General features: G+C 66.6%; 17 protein-coding genes and 4 pseudogenes. 8 read left to right on the top strand and 13 right to left on the bottom strand.

The annotated features are described in order from the left end of the window. The 9 genes and pseudogenes from AAF143_RS17880 to AAF143_RS17840 all read right to left on the bottom strand — a co-directional run bounded on the left by AAF143_RS17880 (position 1) and on the right by AAF143_RS17840 (position 6,912). Entirely contained in the window at positions 1-1,134 is a 1,134-nt protein-coding gene (locus tag AAF143_RS17880; protein WP_414027472.1) for an APC family permease, read from the bottom strand. Between the two features lie 306 nt (positions 1,135-1,440). Then, complete coding sequence (locus AAF143_RS17875) at positions 1,441-1,968, bottom strand: gamma-glutamylcyclotransferase family protein (RefSeq protein WP_255009766.1); 528 nt, start codon at positions 1,966-1,968, stop codon at positions 1,441-1,443. 76 nt (positions 1,969-2,044) lie between these two features. Next, complete coding sequence (locus AAF143_RS17870) at positions 2,045-3,169, bottom strand: multicopper oxidase domain-containing protein (RefSeq protein WP_414027471.1); 1,125 nt, start codon at positions 3,167-3,169, stop codon at positions 2,045-2,047. A 394-nt stretch (positions 3,170-3,563) separates the two neighbouring features. Then, positions 3,564-3,842, bottom strand: a complete 279-nt coding sequence (locus AAF143_RS17865) for a BrnA antitoxin family protein (RefSeq protein WP_255009761.1) — start codon at positions 3,840-3,842, stop codon at positions 3,564-3,566. Beyond that, positions 3,829-4,032, bottom strand: a pseudogene (locus tag AAF143_RS17860) (BrnT family toxin); the annotation flags it as partial. The pseudogene AAF143_RS17860 and the gene AAF143_RS17865, both read right to left, overlap by 14 nt. A gap of 231 nt (positions 4,033-4,263) precedes the next feature. Then, a complete protein-coding gene (locus AAF143_RS17855) occupies positions 4,264-4,572 on the bottom strand; it encodes an addiction module antidote protein (protein ID WP_255009759.1) in 309 nt (102 codons plus the stop codon). Beyond that, positions 4,572-4,874 carry a type II toxin-antitoxin system RelE/ParE family toxin gene (locus AAF143_RS17850; RefSeq protein WP_255009757.1) on the bottom strand — a complete coding sequence of 101 codons (303 nt, stop codon included), beginning with the start codon at positions 4,872-4,874 and terminating at the stop codon, positions 4,572-4,574. The genes AAF143_RS17855 and AAF143_RS17850 overlap by 1 nt, the downstream gene beginning before the upstream one ends. A 156-nt stretch (positions 4,875-5,030) precedes the next feature. Next, positions 5,031-5,633 carry a PIN domain-containing protein gene (locus AAF143_RS17845; protein WP_255009755.1) on the bottom strand — a complete coding sequence of 201 codons (603 nt, stop codon included), beginning with the start codon at positions 5,631-5,633 and terminating at the stop codon, positions 5,031-5,033. A 310-nt stretch (positions 5,634-5,943) separates the two neighbouring features. Next, a complete protein-coding gene (locus tag AAF143_RS17840; RefSeq protein WP_255009754.1) occupies positions 5,944-6,912 on the bottom strand; it encodes an integron integrase in 969 nt (322 codons plus the stop codon). 116 nt (positions 6,913-7,028) lie between these two features. On the opposite strand from AAF143_RS17840, the gene AAF143_RS17835 reads away from it, so the two are divergent. Then, on the top strand, positions 7,029-7,337 hold the full coding sequence (locus AAF143_RS17835) for a hypothetical protein (RefSeq protein ID WP_414027470.1): 309 nt from the start codon (positions 7,029-7,031) through the stop codon (positions 7,335-7,337). Beyond that, complete coding sequence (locus AAF143_RS17830) at positions 7,292-9,124, top strand: bifunctional aldolase/short-chain dehydrogenase (RefSeq protein ID WP_414027469.1); 1,833 nt, start codon at positions 7,292-7,294, stop codon at positions 9,122-9,124. Before AAF143_RS17835 ends, AAF143_RS17830 begins: the two co-directional genes overlap by 46 nt. A 2-nt stretch (positions 9,125-9,126) precedes the next feature. Here AAF143_RS17830 and AAF143_RS17825 read toward each other — a convergent pair whose 3' ends face one another. The 3 genes and pseudogenes from AAF143_RS17825 to AAF143_RS17815 form a co-directional block, all read right to left on the bottom strand. Next, positions 9,127-9,813 carry a hypothetical protein gene (locus tag AAF143_RS17825; protein ID WP_414027468.1) on the bottom strand — a complete coding sequence of 229 codons (687 nt, stop codon included), beginning with the start codon at positions 9,811-9,813 and terminating at the stop codon, positions 9,127-9,129. A gap of 131 nt (positions 9,814-9,944) precedes the next feature. Continuing rightward, the gene (locus AAF143_RS17820; RefSeq protein ID WP_414027467.1) at positions 9,945-10,520 is read right to left on the bottom strand and encodes a hypothetical protein; all 576 of its coding nucleotides are present in this window, start codon (positions 10,518-10,520) and stop codon (positions 9,945-9,947) included. Further along, positions 10,517-12,486: pseudogene (locus AAF143_RS17815) on the bottom strand (prolyl oligopeptidase family serine peptidase). Before AAF143_RS17815 ends, AAF143_RS17820 begins: the two are co-directional and overlap by 4 nt. 102 nt (positions 12,487-12,588) lie before the next feature. Between AAF143_RS17815 and def the strand changes: the two are divergent. The 6 genes and pseudogenes from def to AAF143_RS17785 all read left to right on the top strand — a co-directional run bounded on the left by def (position 12,589) and on the right by AAF143_RS17785 (position 14,787). Continuing rightward, positions 12,589-13,194: a peptide deformylase gene (def, locus tag AAF143_RS17810; RefSeq protein WP_255009749.1), complete on the top strand. Its 606-nt coding sequence runs from the start codon at positions 12,589-12,591 to the stop codon at positions 13,192-13,194. 4 nt (positions 13,195-13,198) lie between these two features. Next, positions 13,199-13,396 (top strand): hypothetical protein, encoded by a 198-nt coding sequence (locus AAF143_RS17805; RefSeq protein ID WP_255009747.1) that lies wholly within the window; start codon positions 13,199-13,201, stop codon positions 13,394-13,396. A 399-nt stretch (positions 13,397-13,795) separates the two neighbouring features. After that, positions 13,796-13,903: pseudogene (locus tag AAF143_RS17800) on the top strand (hypothetical protein); the annotation flags it as partial. Positions 13,904-13,910: 7 nt separating this feature from the next. Continuing rightward, positions 13,911-14,351 (top strand): DUF3747 domain-containing protein, encoded by a 441-nt coding sequence (locus AAF143_RS17795; RefSeq protein WP_414027466.1) that lies wholly within the window; start codon positions 13,911-13,913, stop codon positions 14,349-14,351. A 54-nt stretch (positions 14,352-14,405) separates the two neighbouring features. Next, positions 14,406-14,576 carry a 30S ribosomal protein S21 gene (gene rpsU, locus AAF143_RS17790; RefSeq protein ID WP_010304532.1) on the top strand — a complete coding sequence of 57 codons (171 nt, stop codon included), beginning with the start codon at positions 14,406-14,408 and terminating at the stop codon, positions 14,574-14,576. Positions 14,577-14,646: 70 nt separating this feature from the next. Beyond that, positions 14,647-14,787 (top strand): hypothetical protein, encoded by a 141-nt coding sequence (locus tag AAF143_RS17785; protein ID WP_255009745.1) that lies wholly within the window; start codon positions 14,647-14,649, stop codon positions 14,785-14,787. 12 nt (positions 14,788-14,799) lie between these two features. Here AAF143_RS17785 and AAF143_RS17780 read toward each other — a convergent pair. Further along, positions 14,800-16,321 (bottom strand): annotated as a pseudogene (locus AAF143_RS17780) (YifB family Mg chelatase-like AAA ATPase); the annotation flags it as partial. Positions 16,322-16,348: the final 27 nt, after the last annotated feature.

Genomic DNA, 16,348 nt, shown 5'->3' with positions numbered 1-16,348 from the left:
TCAGGCCCCCTGGCCGGGGGCCGCCGAGCCCCAGCGCCGCTGGGCCCACTGCAGCGGCAGGCTCAGGGCGATCAGTGCCAGGGCCAGCAGGCTGTTGGTGGTGTCGCTCAAGGAGGCGGCCACCAGGAAGGCCATCGAGCCCAGGGCCACGATGGCGGCGGCCCAGATCCCGCCCGGGGCCTTGAAGGGCCGCGGCAGTTCAGGCTCCTTCCAGCGCAGCACCAGCATCGAGACCATGCCGGCCAGATACAGGAGCACGTAGAGCAGCGCCGCCACCCCCAGCAGGCGCTCGAAATCAGCGAACAGCACCAGCAGGCCCGTCAGCAGGGTGGTGGCGATCAGGGCGTTGACGGGGGTGCCGCTGGGGCGCACCTGGGCGAAGGCGCCGAGGAACAGCCCGTCGCGGCTGAGGCCGAACAGGATGCGGGGCGCACACATGATTGAGGTGTTCACCAGGCCCAGGGAGGAGATCAGCGCCAGCACCAGGATCACCCGGCCGCTGAGCGGCCCGAACAGGGTTCTGGCGGCATCGGCCAGGGGCAGATCGGAGCCGGCCAGCTCCGCGATCGGCAACACCTTCAGCAGGGCCAGGTTCACCAGCAGGACCAGAGCGATCACCACCAGCAGCCCGCCGATCACCGAGCGGGGCAGGTCCTGGGCGGGTTCGTTGAATTCTTCAGCGAAGTAAATCGGACTCTGCCAGCCGTCGTAGGTGGTGATCACGGCCTGCAGGGCGAACACCGCCGCCACCACCAGGGCTGTTGCGCCCGCCGGTGGCGACGGCCCACCGGCCCCGGCCAGCTCGGGGCCATGGCCCGGGCTGAGCAGCAGGCAGGCGCTGATCAGGGCCAGGAAGGCGAGGGCCTTCACAAGGCTGAGCAGCTCCTGGCTGAGCCGGCCGGCCTCCAGGCCGATCAGCTGGATCAGGGCAAAGAGCAACAGCACCACCAGGGCGATGCCGGTGCCATGGAGGGGGATGGAGGGGATCAGGGCGGTGGTGTAGGCACCGATGGTGACCACCACCCAGGCCAGGCCAGCGCAATGGCCGATCCAGTCGATCCAGCCAACGGCGAAGCCGGCCTGATCCCCCAGGGCGCGGCGGGCGTAGATCGTCCAGCCACCGGCCCGGGGCATCGCTGCCCCCAGCTCCGCCACGGCCAGGGCCCCGAGCAGCACATAGAGCCCCCGAGCGCCCAGGCAGCGAGGATCAATGGTCCGTTGCCCAGCTGGGCGGCCACCAGACCGGGGGTGCGCAGGATGCCGGCGCCGATCGAGCCCCCCACCGCCCCGGCGATGCCGAAGCCCACCCCGAGGATCGAGAGCAGTTGGCCCGACGGTGCGGCGTTCGCCGCTGGGCTCGGTTTCATGGCGGGCCTCCCATGGCCGGAGACTAGGGCTCAGGTTTGCCGCAGGTAGGCCGGTGCCTTGGGGTGGTGCCCATCAAGGCAGGTCGGCCTCCAGCCAGGGTTGAGCGGCCCGGATCAGGGCGTCATGGATGGCCTGCCGCTCAGGGTCCGGGTCGTGGATGGCGGCAACGGCCTCAATCCCTTGGATGTAGGCGGGTGGCAGCCTGTGTTCGCGGGCGCCGGCGAGCACGAGCGCTCGATACCAGCTGAATGGTTGGATCGAAGGGTCGATGTGGGTGGGGGTGGCGACATACACCTGGGCCTGGAGGATGTGGCCGTTGCATGTCACCTCGATCACCTGGTCGTCGTAGCCGACGCCAAGCCCCTCGGCGTGATCCAGCCGTGGCTTCTCGGTGGCGGCCAGTTCAAAGAGCACACCATGGACCTGCGCCTCCGCCCGGTCCGTGGCCCACACATCGCACTTCCCGGAGCCGTCCTTGCCGCGCTTGTGCCAGCGCAACTCGTAGCCCCGGAGCACGGCCCGCCCCAGGGGCATCGCCGAGGGGACGCGCTCCCGCAGACGTCGAACGAGCATGTTGGAGCCGTAGGCGAAATTCAACACGGCGGGCTGGGGAATCAGGCAGACCTGATGGCTGAACTGGATCAGGACGCCGGAGAGGCAATGGCTCGGTTCAGCGTCAGCGGGGATCCACTCGGAACAGGGCCTGCATCCCCGCCACCATGTGATCGTTCACATGGCAGTGCATCATCCACACCCCGGGCACATCAGGGACCATGTCCAGGGTTCGGCTCGTGGCGGGGAAGATGTCGGTGGTGTCGATGCGCCGGCCATTCTCCAGCAGTGTTGAGCCATGCCAGTGGGGCGTGTGGAGGTCCGTTTCCGTTCCCATCGCCAGCAGATACCAGCGAACATGCTCGCCCTGCCGCATGGTGAGTCCAGGAAGATCCGCATAGACGAAGCCATTGATGCCATGCATGAGGTTGCTTTCGATGAACTCCTCATCGCTGCGGTCGATGGATTCGTTGTTGATGAACTCAGCAATATTGGAATCTAGGAACAGGCTCTGGTTTTCATCGGTGATGGCGTAAAGCCCCACGAATTCATGATCCACTCCCTTGGGAAGCCTGCGATTCTCATCCAGCTGGCCTTTCCTGTGAATGATGATCGGTCCCACCAATCCGGCGCTGGTGTCGGCCACTTCGTTGACGTGGGAGTGGTAGGGCCACACGATGGAATCTGGATCAGCGGGCCCAGGGCCGGCGCGCTCTGGAACCTGCCATTGGTAGGTGTGGGAAGCACCTGGTGGCACGTCATCATCCGTACGATCTTTTGGCGAAGACCCATCGGCATAGGGCGAACCTTCGCTGGCCTTGTCGTAGAGAACACCGTGGGGATGAAGGCTCACCGGGAAGCGGGTTTGATTCCGCAGATGAACAACGAGGGTGTCCCCAACCTCCGCGCGCAGGATCGGGCCAAGGTTCCCCAGGTGCTCCTCACGGGATCCTGGCCTGCGCAGAGGCGATGCATCAGCACCAGGTTCGGCTTCTTGCACTCCCCTGGGGCCGTCAAGAATTGCGCCGTAGCCAGCGCTGTAGGAGCGGAAGACCGCCTTGCGGTAGACCCGGCCGATCCGCCCGGCTCGTCGCTCAACGAAGGTGTTCTCCTCAGCTCTGAAGGGCATCCCCATCATCCTGTTGATGGGATAGGAGGGGGCGTAGTCCCAGAGGATCTCCTCCGCTTGAATCCAGTACTCGCGCTGGTGTGAACGCCCGTTGACCGCAAGGGCAAGCCCGAGGATCAAGGCAAGCCCCAGAAGCAGCGACAGCAAAGCCAACCATCGACGCGCCATTCTCTGCTGGTTGATCTGCTGATCCGATCGGCACCTTTCCAGCGAAAGCTAGGCGCAGCCATGCCAGACACCGCAGACGAATGACACGGTCCGTTGTGATCGATGTCACACGAGCGGGGCGCTTGCAACGATGGCCTCTGTGGTCCTATGGCGCTTTTGACGGCAAAGTGAGCTTGCATGAGATCAGCCTTTCAGGCATTAATAGGCGGCGATCACTGGTAGTAGGAACAATCCTGGGTGACGGATTGTGATGTGGGGTTGCTGACCGCCTAACGCTCAAGATCAGAAGCGGGCAGTCGCTTTGGCAAAGGAGACAGCCTCCGGTCACGTCTTCTGAATCTTGATGTTAGGCACCCTTCGCATCGACAGTGGCGTGAGCTTCGACATATTCCTTAAGCACAGCATCCATACGGGCTTGCCAGCCAGCTCCAGAAGCTCTGAAATAGTCAATAACTTCAGGACTATATCGGATTGAAACCAGCTGCTTTTTATATGCCAACTTTGGACGGCCGCGCAGCACTCGCATGGGGACCATCGCGCTCATCTGTTCGTCTGTAAGCGGAAGGGCATCAGGATCTGATTCCGCTGCCTCTGTAATCAACTGATCCTCCTCAAGTGTCGGCATCTTCAGGTTGACCTTCCTTAATGGCTCTGACATAGTGATTGACCTCACGGCAATTGGCTCTGCGTAGGCTAATAATTCTCCTTGCTGGCTCGCGTTCTACAAAGGCTACAAATAAGAGTATGTCTCCAATTGGAGCCAAGGCAATCATCGTTACTTCTCCATAGTCAGCCCGGTCATCAATCCAGACGAGTGCTGCATCCCAGCTGAGCTAAGCTGCGGCCGCCAAGGAGAGGCCGTGCTTGCTCAGGTTGGTCGCGTCCTTGCCAGGGTCGAAATCGAACTGCACGCTTTATCGTAGCTACGGAAAGTCCGGCCGTCAACTTCGACTAAACAAGCAGTCTTCAGGTGGGCCTAACGCTTTTTCTGAAGGTGTCGCTTCTCAACAGGCAACCATTGCGGACCTTTGCATCGCCAGCAGAGCTCAAGTCAGCTCCTCTTCGCTTCTCACACTCGCGCTCAACTTCAGACCCAGAGCCGTGACCACCTTCAGGATGGTGTCAAAGCTAGGGCTGCGCTCTCCAGACAAAGCCTTGTAGAGGCTCTCCCGGGAAAGTCCTGAGTCTCTGGCCACCTGGGTCATCCCCTGGGCCCGTGCAATATCGCCCAGGGCCTTGGCAATGAAGGCAGCATCTCCATCCGCCTCCTCGATGCAGGCTTCCAGGTAGGCCGCCATCTCCTCAGGTGTTCGGAGTTGCTCGGCAACGTCGTACGGGATGGTCGTGGTTTTCATCAGGTCTCCTCTGTCAGGTTGTCTGCCAACAGAAGAGCCTCATCAATGTCCTTGGCTTGTGAGCTCTTGTCTCCGCCAGCCAAAAGGATGATCAACTCGGTTCCCTTCTGCAGGTAGTAGACCCTGTATCCAGGGCCGTAGTTGATCCGCAATTCCGACACGCCAGCCCCAACGGGCTTGACGTCACCAGGATTGCCGCCGATGAGGCGCTCGATCCTGGCCTGAACCTTCGCCCGGGCTCTCAGATCACGGAGACCCGCAAGCCATCGGACGAACCGCTCTGTCTGGCGGACCTCAACCATCCACCAACTGTAGCCTGTTGGCTACGGCGACGCAACGCTGCCTTGCTGGGGCCCTTCAAGGTCGCCACATCCTTCGAACGTTCGCGATCACCTGGCCGCAAGGAGTAAATGCTGAAACAGGACTTCTGATGGAGGCGACTTAGGTGGATCGCAGTATTAGGAATCCATGATGAGCTTGTATGAAACCTTTTCATCCGTCAGTGTAACGAATCCAGCCTTGACCATCTGGTCAATCACGGCTTGTACGTCTGGCTCCCCAACCTGCTTGAAGAGGATAGCGTCTATTGAAGAGCTTAGAGAAGCCAGCGTCCGAGGTCTTGAGTTTCCGGATTTTAATCGATCAACAACCAGCCCCATGCGTTCCTTCGGGGTCTTTGCCGTTGATGCTCGAATAATGGGAATTTCGCCAATCGTCTCGCTCCGGACCGCAAACACCTTTCGCTCCCTTAAGTGCTCAATTAGCGGATCAAAACCCTTATCCTTAGATATGATATGAAAGAAAGCATCTGCATCGGTTGCGCCAATTTGTCCTATGTAAAATGCAATATGAAAGTCAAGGGCGTTGGGCCCCGCACCGGAGATCTTTATGTACTTTGCGCGCTCACCAAGGTCTTGAATAGCAGACACGGTCTCAAATGAGAGTCTTGTCTGCACCTTTCCCACAAAGACATAGGCGACAAAGCCATCTCTATTTAACAGCTCAAGCTGGCTGGGTTGAACACTCTCGTAATCTATGAGGACATAATTGGTTCTCTTCATTATGGATGGCAAGGGAATTGATCAGCCTTGGACAACATGATCGTACGAACTGCGCTATTGCTCTTGCATTATCGCGATGCTTTGGGGCTTTGCAACCTCACGTGTCGAGCGGGCTTACTGAGGTTTAGAGGAATGCCCAACAATAATTGGGCGGGTCCTTGGTCCCTTCTACATGCTCCCTATTCAACCGCATAAAACCATAGTGCCCTGCCCTGTAGGAGCTTAGATCCCTTTCAGGCCTACCGATCACAGGGGCCTTCGCGGCTTGTTCTGACCTTTAGCCGGGTCTGAGAACCAACTGTTCGTCAGGTTACAGAAGATCAGCCGGGCTTCGAACGCCGAGTGTGCCGTGGTTCAGTACATGGGTGTAGATCATGGTGGTCCTCACGTCGCTGTGACCGAGTAATTCCTGGATCGTGCGGATGTCCTGCCCGCGTTCGAGAAGGTGGGTCGCGAATGAATGGCGGAGGGTGTGGCATGTAGCTGGTTTGCTGATGCCCGCCGCCATTACATCCCGCCGGACTGCTTTCTGGATCAACGAAGGATCCAGGTGATGTCGACCTTCCTGGCCTGTGGCTGGATCGCGCCAGCGCTTGTGCTGCGGGAACACCCAATGCCAGCCCCATTCCACTGGTGCGTTGGGATACTTTCTGGCCAGAGCATGGGGCAGAAGAACTCGGCCCCAGCCTGAGGCAAGATCGGCCTGGTGAATCTGGCGCAAGCCATTCAGGTGCTGCCAAAGGGCAGCAGTCTGGCTTGATGGCAGGAGCGCTCTGCGATCCTTGTCACCCTTGCCGGAGCGCACCATCAGTTCATGGCGCCCAAAATCCAGATCATGAACGCGAAGGCGCAGCGCCTCCTGCAGCCTCAGTCCGCTGCCATACAGGAGTCCCGCTACCAGTGCCTCAGCGCCGCTGAGCCGTCTCAGCACGGCGCGTACTTCTTCCACGGTGAGCACCACCGGTAGACGTTGTTTCGTTCGCGCCCGTGCCACGCCATCAAGTTCCACATCTCTCTCCAGCAGCACGCGGTACAGGAACAACAGTGCTGCCAATGCCTGGTTCTGCGTCGACGCGCTCACCTGCAGATCGACCGCCAGATGGGTGAGGAAGGCTTTCACCTCGGCGCTGCCCATCTCGCGCGGATGGCGCATCTGGTGAAAATGCAGGAAGCGTCTCAGCCATTGCTCGTAGGTCTTCACCGTGCGCCTGGCGTAGTGACGCACCACAAGTTCCTGTCTGTACCGCTCCATCAGCCGGGGCGGCCGGTTTGTCGTCATCCCAAGGGCGTCGTCGTCGCTTCAGTGTTCCCACGGCACGGCTGCGTCTGATTCCCGGCTCTTCATTGCCCCCGCCCCCCGTAGCCTCCAGGCGCCACCACCGCACCCCTGCGCCCATGCCCGCCCGTAACCGCTGGTCGGACGCCGGCGCCGCTGCGGCCGTTGAGCGCTATGGCGCCTCCGGAATTTCCGAGGCCCTGGCGCTGCGCACCTTCACGGCGCGGCTGCTGGGGTCCGATCCGGAGCTGGTGCTGCACGGCGGCGGCAACACCTCGGTGAAAACGAGCGTCTCGGGGCTGCTGGGGGAATCGATTCCGGTGCTGTGCGTCAAAGGCTCCGGCTGGGACCTCGCCACGATCGAGCCCCCGGCCATCCCGCCGTGCGCCTGGAGCCGTTGCTCGCCCTGCGCGCCTTGGCGGCTTTGAGCGATGAGGACATGGTGGCGGCCCAGCGCCAGAACCTGATCGACCCGGCTGCCCCCAACCCCTCGGTGGAGGCGCTGCTGCACGCCTTCCTGCCCCATCCTTTCGTGGACCACACCCACTCGATCGCCCTGCTGGCGCTGGCGGATCAGCCCGACGCCGAAGCGGTCTGCCGCCGGATCTACGGCGATCGGGTGGCGATCGTGCCCTATGTGATGCCCGGTTTTGCCCTGGCCAAGGCGGCCGCGGAGGCCTATGAGGCGGCCGCGGCCCGGGCTGCTGAGCAGGGCCTGGAGCTGGAGGGGATGGTGCTGCTGCAGCACGGCCTCTTCTCCTTTGGATCCACGGCCAAGCAGAGCTACGAGCGGATGATTGCGCTGGTGGGGGAGGCCGAACGCGCCCTGGGCCAGGTGGAGCGCTCGTTCCAGCCGCTTCCCCTGCTGAGCCCCGCCGCTCCTGCGGCGGCGTTGCTGCCGTTGTTGCGCGGGGCCCTGGGCCGGGCCGCCGGCGCCGCAGGCCTCCGCTCCCACTGGCTGTTGGATCTGCGCGCCGATGGGCCCGCCCTCGCTGTGGTCAACGACCAGCGCCTGGCTGACTGGGCCACCCGGGGCGTTGCCACCCCCGACCACGTGATCCGCACCAAGGCCCGCCCCCTGGTGCTGCCGCCCGCACCGCCCGCCGGCGACGCCGAGGCCTTAACTGCCTGGGCCGCCGCCGCAGAGCGGGCCCTGGCGGCTTACATCCCCGACTACCAGGCCTACTTCGCGCGCCAGAACGCCCGCGTCGGCGGGATCAAAAAGCCCCTTGATCCCCTGCCCCGGGTGCTGGCCCTGCCGGGGCTGGGCCTGATTGGGGTGGGGGCCAGCGCCGCCGCCGCTTCTGTCACCGCCGACATCGCCGGCGCCTGGGCCGCCACCCTGCTGGCCGCCGAAGCCCTTGGCTCCTTTCGGCCCGTGGGCGAAGACGACACCTTCGACATGGAGTACTGGAGCCTGGAGCAGGCCAAGCTAGGCAAGGGCTCCGAAAAACCCTTGGCCCGTCAGGTGGTGCTGGTCACCGGCGGGGCCGGCGGCATCGGCGCCGCCACCGCCCGGGCCTTCGCGGCCCACGGGGCCGATCTGGTGGTGCTCGACCTCGATGGCGAAGGGGCAGGGGCCACGGCGGCCGCCTGCGGGCCGCTGGCCCTGGGCCTGGGGTGTGATGTCACCAATCCGTTGGCGGTGCGCGCCGCCTTCGCCGCCGCCTGCGCCCACTTCGGTGGCCTCGACATCGTCGTTTCCAACGCCGGGGCCGCCTGGAGTGGCCCGATCGCCCAGCTCCCTGACAGCGACCTGCGCGCCAGCTTCGAGCTCAACTTTTTCGCCCACCAGCACGTGGCCCAGGCGGCGGTGGCGGTGTTCGAAGACCAGGGCTTCGGCGGCCAGCTCTTGTTCAATGTCTCCAAGCAGGCCCTCAACCCCGGCCCCGCGTTCGGCGCCTACGGCATCGCCAAGGCGGCCCTGCTGGCCCTCATGCGCCAATACGCCCTCGAGGGTGGCCCCAAGGGGATCCGCGCCAACGGCCTCAACGCCGATCGCATCCGCTCCGGCCTGCTCGACGACACCATGATCCAGGAGCGCGCCGCCGCCAGGGGTCTCACGGAGGCGGACTACATGGGCGGCAATCTGCTCGGCCAGGAGGTGCGCGCCAGCGATGTGGCTGAGGCCTTCGTGGCTTTGGCGCGGATGGAACGCACCACCGGCGCCCTGCTCACGGTCGACGGCGGCAACGTGGCGGCCATGGTGCGTTAGCGCTAGCGGCGGGCCAGCCACAGCCCCAGGCTGATCCAAGTCACCACCAGCACCAGGCAGAGCGCCGTCCAGGCTGGCAGCCCGATGCTCATCACCGCCAGCGGTGCGCCCACCGTGATCACACCGCCGGCGATCAGGGGCTGCAGGATCAGCTGCTTGATCGAGAACGCTGGCAGAGCGTCGGAGTCATCGGCGGGGTCGGCCATGCGCAGCAACAGCAATCCGCTGGCGGCCACCCCCGTGCCCTGGCCGAACTCCACAATCCCGCGCTCAAACCAGGGGGCCGGCAGGATCCTTGGCGCCAGCAGCAGCAGCACCCCCAGATTCCAGGCCAGCCCCACCGTCGCCAGCACGGTCAGAGGTAGCCAGTCGTGCCGCAAGAGTGAAAGATCCAGGCAGGCGGTGGCCGCTGTGATCAGCAGATCCGCCGCCAGGGTGCTCACCAGGCTCTGAATCGGCGCCGAGGTCCAGTGCCCCTTGCCGGTCTTCTCCAGCACCAACCGCACCAGCAGCGAACCCGCCAGGGCCAGCGGGAACACCGGCAGGGCATCGATCACCAGCTTGAACCCACCCCCCAGCTGATCCGCCACCAAGCCCAGGGAGGTCCAGAGCAGGTAGCCCATCACCACCGCCACCCCGGTCAGGGCCAGGTTCACCGCCCAGCGCTCGGCGCTGCCGGGGCTGGACACAGCCTGAGCTGATGGCTTGGCGATCGCAGCAGCCTCTGCCGGTAGGTCGTTCGAGACCGGAACGACCACAGGCTCCTGCCGGTCTGCCAGCAGCCAGCCTCGGGCGCGCCCCAAGACAACCACCAGCCCGCCTACCAACGTGGCCGCCAGGAGCCCCACCGTGGAGAGCGCCAGCCCCAGGGCCTCGCCCCCGGGAAGCCCAGATCGGCGTAGATCGGCCCCATCGCCGCGGCTGAGCCGTGGCCGCCCTCGTAGGCCACCTCAATGAGGCAGGCCATCAGCGGACTCACCCCCAGCCAGGGTTGCAGCAGCAGCAGAACCACCAGCCCGGCTACCAGGTACTGGCCGAAGGCGAGGGTGAGCGCCATCAGCACCTGCGCCGATAGCGGCCGCCACAACCCCGCCGGGTTCGGCAGCGGCTTGCCCAGCAGCAGGCAGGCGAACACCAGCGTCAGCAGCGCCGTGGGCAGCTCCGACCACAGGGCGATCACCGGTTCGGGCACCAGCGGCACCAGGCCCGTGGGTGCCACCGCCAGTCCGATCGCCCCGGCCAGCAGAGCTTCGGGGATGCCCAGCAGGTGCAGCCCCAGGGCGTTGCCGAGCAGTCGCCCCAGAGCCAGCAGCACGGCCAGGCCCGCCACCGCCACCAGCACGGTGGCTCCCCAGGTCTGCCAGGCCGCCAGGAGCATGGGGGCGAGATCGTTCATGGGAGAGCGGGGAGGCCGAACTGGCGGCGGAAGAAGGCTTCGCTGGCCTCCAGCACCTGGCGTTGCACCGCTCCGCTGCGGAAGCCGTGGCCCTCCCCGGGGAACAGGTGCACCTCCGCCTCGATGCCGTTGGCCCGCAAAGCGGTGGCCATGCGCTCGGTCTGCTCGGGTGGCACCACCTGGTCGTCGAGGCCCTGGAAGAAGATCACCGGGCAGCGGATCCGGCCGGCGTGCTCCAGGGGTGAACGTTGCGCATAGAGCTCCCTGGCCGCGGGCCAGGGTCCCACAAGCCCATCCAGGTAGCGCGCCTCGAAGCGGTGGGTGTCTTCGGCCATCGCCGCCAGATCGGCCACGGCGTAGCGGCAGGCGCCGGCGCGGAACACGTCGGTGAAGCAGAGGGCCGCCAGCACCGTGAAGCCCGCGGCGCTGCCCCCTCGATCGCGATCCGCTCCGGGTCCGCCTTGCCGGCTGCCACCAGGGCCAAGGCGGCGGCGGCGCAGTCGACCACATCCACCACGCCCCATTGGCCATCGAGCCGCTCGCGGTAGGCGCGCCCGAAGCCCGTGGAGCCGCCGTAGTTTACATCCACCACTCCCCACCCCCGCGACGTCCAGTAGGGGATCACGGGGTTCAGGCCCGTGCGCGCCATGGCCGTGGGGCCGCTGTGCCCCTTCACCAGCAGGGGCGAGCCTGAATGCGCGCCCCCGAGGGGCGGGTGGTACCAGGCGTGGGTGGGCGCGTTGCCGTAGCCCGCGAACCAGAGGGGCTCGGGTGGGCTGATCAGTTCCGCCGGCAGGGGCTTCGCACCGGCAGGCCGATGGCTCCAGCGGCCCGTGGCCAGCTCCAGCGCCAGCAGTCCCTGGCCCGCCGTGGGACCACTGGCGATGCAGGCCAGCCGACCGCCTTCGGCGACCACATGGGCCAGATCGTCGAAGGGCAGCTCCAGGGGCTGCCAGCGGCCGCTGGCTCCAGGGGCTTCAGGAAGGACGATCCGTCCCAGCTCCCAGCGGCCCTGCCTGCAGGCGGCCGCCACCAGCTGCTCCCCGTCCCAGGCGGTGGTGGCCATGCCGTAGACCCACTGGGGCATGGCGAATTCGGCCTCCACCTCCAGCAGCGGCTGCCAGATGGTGGGGACCGTCTCCAGCCGGTCGGCGGCCTTCAGCCCATCAGCCCCCGCCAGGCGCTCCAGGTTCCACCAGCCGCTGCGGTCGTTGGCCACCACCAGATCCCCGTTCGGCAGCCACAGGGGTTGGAACACGGAGATCCCATGGCGGTCTGCTTCCCCCGATCCGGCGATCACCCGGGCCTCCACCAGGGCGCCGCTGGCCTCCAGTCGGCCCAACCACAGCTGGCTGCGCTCCCAGGGCATGAACGGCTGCTGCCACTCCACCCACACCAGGTGCCGGCCGGAGGGGCTGAGGGCGGCGTAGCCGCAGAAATCGGCAGGGGTGTGCAGCCGCACCGGTTCCCCCGCCAGGTCCACCGCCACCAGCTGGTCGCGGCCGCCTTCTTCCATCACCCCGATCCAGCGCCGGCGGGCGCCATCGATCAGGCCATCGGCGAAGGCGCGCGCACCCGGTTGGGTGAGTCGCTGGGGTTCCGGTGGCGCATGGCCCTCGGCCTTGCCTGGGCCGCCGGCGAGGGTTGGGCCCAGGTCAAGACGCCAGAGGCAGCGGTCGCCGTCGTGGACGAACACCGCCAGGGGCTCCGCCAGACGTTCCGGTTCCTTGCTGGCCCCGTGCCACTCACCGAGGGCATAGACCCCGCCGCCGTAGTCATGCACGCGGCTGCGCAGGTTCCAGGGTCCCGGTGTCAGCTCCACCGCCTCGGCATCGGGGCGCTGGCGCACAAGCAGGGTGGTGCGGCCCTGCTCCTGGGGTCGCTGCTCCAGCCAGAACAGCCGGCCCTGGAGCCAGTGGGGTTCCTTCAGCGCCGGGGTCAGGCCCACCGCCAGCTCGATGGGCAGCGGCCGGATCCCGGCGCTGGGGGCCGCCCGTGGCTTGCGCCCGTCGCTCAACTGGCCCTCCGGCACGGCTCCTACAATCGATCCATCGTTTCAGGTGGTGTCGTGGCCAGCCTCTTCGCCCAGATGGCCCGCACCGCGGAGCAGACCAACCGGGGCGTGCAGGTGTCCAAGGAACCCCTCGACAGCCCGCCCCTGCGCATTCACACCCTGGGGGAGCAGTCCCTGCGCGCGCCCGCCAAGCGCATCAGCAAGGTGGATGAGTCGGTGCGGGAGCTGGCCCGGAACATGCTGCTGAGCATGTACGCCGCCCGCGGCATCGGCCTGGCCGCCCCCCAGGTGGGGGTCAACAGGCAGCTGCTGGTGATCGATCTGGATCTGGAGAACGCCGCCACCCCGCCCCTGGTGCTGATCAACCCGGAGATCACGACCACCAGTGGTTCGCTCGAAACCTATGAGGAAGGCTGCCTGAGCATCCCCGGGGTCTACCTCAATGTGGTGCGGCCCAGCGCCGTGGAGCTGAGCTTCCGCGATGAACAGGGCCGCCCCCGCCGCCTCAAGGCCGACGGTCTGCTGGCCCGCTGTGTTCTCCACGAGATGGACCACCTCACCGGTGTGCTGTTCGTGGACCGGGTCACCGATGAACTCAGCCTCAATGAGGAGCTGCAGGAGAGGGGCTTCGACCGCACCCACGTCCGCTCCATCCGCTGAACCGATGCCGATGAAACCCTTGGCCGGCCTGTTCCTGGCCCTGGCCTGCGTACTCGGCATCGCCGCCACCGGATCGGTGTTCGAGCTGGCCTACGGCGACCCTGATCTGGGGGTCACCCTCACCGGGCTGATCCTCGGGCTCAGCCTGCCCGGCACTGCCATAAGCCTGCTGGTCGCAATTCGTCTCAACAACCCGGTCTGAGCCCCCTGGCGCTGGGCGGGAGCACTTCTACGATCTCCCCATCGCCGTCCCTGTTGTCGTGAAACGCACCGTTCCTCCCGTGTTGCTCCCCCTGGCCATGGCCGTTGTGGCGACGGGATTCGTGGGCGCGGAGGCCCCGCGGGCCCTGGCCCAGGCCGTCAAGACGCCGGTTCCTGCCGTTGCGGTGACTCCCCTGGCGGACGCTGGACCGGCGAAGGCTGTTCCCCCAAAGGCTGTTCCCTTAAAGGCTGTTTCCACTGAACCTGTTCCCGTTACAGCTGCTCCTACAAAAGCTCTCCCGCTAACAGCTGTTCCTCTGAAGGCTGCCCCGTCGAGCGCCAATCCGGCAGCCGTGGCACCAGGTGCCGCTGGCCTCCCCTCCCCGCGGTGGCGAAGACCATGCCGGTGGTGGTCTCCCAGGGGGCCTTGTTCGACGCCCGCGACGTGCTCCAGGAGCGTTTCGTGCTGGTGGCGGCCCCGATCGGCTCGGGCGAGCGGGCCCAGCTCAACATCTATGAGCAGGTCAGCAATCGGCGCCCCTGCTTCTGCCACCGCCGGCGCCGCCCCCGCCCAGGTGGATCCGTTGCTGGGGAGCTTCGATTTCACCGGCATCTGCAATCGCTTCATCGATGGCAACGGCTACTCCCTGCGGGTGGGCGGCAGTGATCTGGGCACCGTCTACCGCCTGAGCGTGGTGCGCCAGGCGAATGACACCTTCCTGCTGGCCTCGCCGACCAAATCCAATCCAGGACCCGAGATGGTCGTGGCCCGCACCGGCGGCCCCGGTTCCGGCTTCCTGCAGCTGGTGCCCGAGCCGGGTTGGAAGCTGATGCGCCGGCACTTCGGTGCCCGCGCCCTGGGCCACGTCTACGTCTACCGCGATTCCTGGCCCACCGAGGCCCTCACCCAGCAGCCCCCGGTGCCCCCCACGCCGCCCACCCGTCCCGCCAGTTGAAGTCCCAGGAAGGGCGCTTGCTACCATCGTCCATCTCGGCCTTATCCCTGCTTCATGACCCAGGTCACCGTCGGCGAAAACGAAGGAATTGAATCCGCTCTCCGGCGCTTCAAGCGCCAGGTGTCGAAGGCGGGCATCTTCGCTGACCTCAAGCGCCTGCGTCACCACGAAACCCCGGTCGAGAAGTACAAGCGCAAGGCCCAGCAGCGCCGCCGCCGCCGCTGAACGGGTGTTTTCACCCATCCCCGGCTGAGGCTGGAATGATCAGCATGGAGATGTTCCCCGGAGCATGGCCATGGGCCACCTGATCCGTGATTTCACCCACTGGTTCGCCAGCGCGCTTGGCTACACCTTCGGCCATCCCCACCCGGGCGAAGCACCGCCTCCGCCGTTGGTGGGGGTGCAGCCCTACCGCGACCATCCCCGTCGACGCTGAGTTGGCTTAGGGGCGATCGAAGGAGCGAAAGGTGAGGGCCTCGGCCACCGCTTCGGCGCCGATGGAGCCTTCGCCGTTCAGGTCGGCGATCGTGCGCGCCACCCGCAGAAGCCGCTCGGCGGAGCGGGCGCTCAGGCGCCGCTGACGGATCGCCCCCTCCCAGAGCGCCAGGGCCTTGGGGATCAGATGGCTGTGGCGGCGCAGGTCGGCGCCGCCCAGCAGGCTGTTGGCGCAGCCCCCGGGGTTGCGCTGCGACATCCTTGCGCGGGCCTGCCGCACCCGCTGGGCCACCAGTCGGCTGCTTTCGCTCTGGTGGCCGGGGCTCGCTCGGGGCTCGAAGTCCGCCACCAGCTGCTCCGCCTCCAGCCGGCGCACGATCACCTGCAGATCGATGCGGTCCAGCAGCGGCCCCGACAACCGCGACCAATAGCGTTCGCGTCGCTGCTCGCCGCAGCTGCAGACCCGCTCCGGATCCCCGAACCAGCCGCAGGGGCAGGGGTTGGTGGCGGCCACCAGGGCCACCTGGGCCGGGAAGCGGCTGCGCTGCCGCGTGCGGCTGATCCACACCTCCCCTCCTCCAGGGGCTGCCGCAGCTGGTCGAGCACGTCCCGGCGGAATTCCGCCAGTTCATCGAGGAACAGCACCCCGCAGTGGGCCAGCGACAGTTCCCCGGGGCGGGGGATGGCGCCGCCGCCGATCAGGGCCGCCCCGGAACAGCCGTGGTGGGGGGCGCGGAAGGGCCGTTGGCTCAGCAGGCTGCCATGGCCGCCCAGCAGCCCCGCCACCGAATAAAGCTGGGTGAGCTCCAGCATTTCGGGTTGCTCCAACGGCGGCAGCAGCCCCGGCAGGCGCCGGGCCAGCATCGTCTTGCCGCTGCCAGGGGGACCCACCAGCAGCAGGTGATGGCCGCCCGCGGCGGCGATCTCCAGGGCACGGCGGCCGTGGGGTTGGCCCTTCACATCGGCGAGATCCAGGGTCGGCGGCACCCCTGGGCAGGCAAGGGCCTGCAGGGGCTGGCCTGGGCGGGATCCGCCAGCAGCGCCACCACCTGGGCCAGGCTCCCGGCGCACCACACCGTGAGCCCCTTCACCAGGGCGGCCTCGGCCCCGTTGGCGGCCGGAAGCACCAGGGCCCGCGCGCCACAGCGCCGGGCGGCCAGGGCCAGGGCCAGGGCTCCGCGCACGGGCCGCAGGCGGCCATCGAGGCCCAGTTCACCGGCGCACCAGATGCCCGCCAGTTGCTCTGCCGGCAGCTGGGCGCTGGCCACCAGCAGCCCCAGGGCGATCGGGAGGTCGAAGGCGGGGCCCTCCTTGCGCAGGTCCGCCGGTGCCAGGCTCACCACCACCCGGGTGAGGGGCACCCGGAAACCGCCGTTGCGCAGGGCGGCCCGCACCCGCTCCCGCGATTCCTGCACGGCCGCATCCGCCAGTCCCACGATCGACAGCCCCGGCAGCCCCGGGGCGATGTCCACCTCCACGCTCACCTCGACCCCGTCGAGGCCCTGGAGGGCGGCTCCGCTGCACCGTGCCAGCATCGAATCAAGGTCTCACTGCCCTTTCCA

The organism is Cyanobium sp. ATX-6F1 (assembly GCF_047395825.1).
Classification (GTDB): Bacteria; Cyanobacteriota; Cyanobacteriia; order PCC-6307; family Cyanobiaceae; genus ATX-6F1.
Note: the sequence above shows the minus strand (reverse complement) of the source record. Positions and strands in the feature narration are given on the sequence as shown.

Bases quoted from the DNA above. Each gene is read 5' to 3' on its own strand.
- AAF143_RS17880 (WP_414027472.1), bottom strand. From the start codon at position 1,134: ATGCCCCGGGCCGGTGGCTGGACGATCTACGCCCGCCGCGCCCTGGGG.
- AAF143_RS17865 (WP_255009761.1), bottom strand. From the start codon at position 3,842: ATGCCGACACTTGAGGAGGATCAGTTGATTACAGAGGCAGCGGAATCA.
- AAF143_RS17855 (WP_255009759.1), bottom strand. From the start codon at position 4,572: ATGAAAACCACGACCATCCCGTACGACGTTGCCGAGCAACTCCGAACA.
- AAF143_RS17850 (WP_255009757.1), bottom strand. From the start codon at position 4,874: ATGGTTGAGGTCCGCCAGACAGAGCGGTTCGTCCGATGGCTTGCGGGT.
- AAF143_RS17845 (WP_255009755.1), bottom strand. From the start codon at position 5,633: ATGAAGAGAACCAATTATGTCCTCATAGATTACGAGAGTGTTCAACCC.
- AAF143_RS17840 (WP_255009754.1), bottom strand. From the start codon at position 6,912: ATGACGACAAACCGGCCGCCCCGGCTGATGGAGCGGTACAGACAGGAA.
- AAF143_RS17835 (WP_414027470.1), top strand. From the start codon at position 7,029: ATGCCCGCCCGTAACCGCTGGTCGGACGCCGGCGCCGCTGCGGCCGTT.
- AAF143_RS17820 (WP_414027467.1), bottom strand. From the start codon at position 10,520: ATGAACGATCTCGCCCCCATGCTCCTGGCGGCCTGGCAGACCTGGGGA.
- AAF143_RS17805 (WP_255009747.1), top strand. From the start codon at position 13,199: ATGCCGATGAAACCCTTGGCCGGCCTGTTCCTGGCCCTGGCCTGCGTA.
- AAF143_RS17795 (WP_414027466.1), top strand. From the start codon at position 13,911: ATGAGCAGGTCAGCAATCGGCGCCCCTGCTTCTGCCACCGCCGGCGCC.
- rpsU (WP_010304532.1), top strand. From the start codon at position 14,406: ATGACCCAGGTCACCGTCGGCGAAAACGAAGGAATTGAATCCGCTCTC.
- AAF143_RS17785 (WP_255009745.1), top strand. From the start codon at position 14,647: ATGGGCCACCTGATCCGTGATTTCACCCACTGGTTCGCCAGCGCGCTT.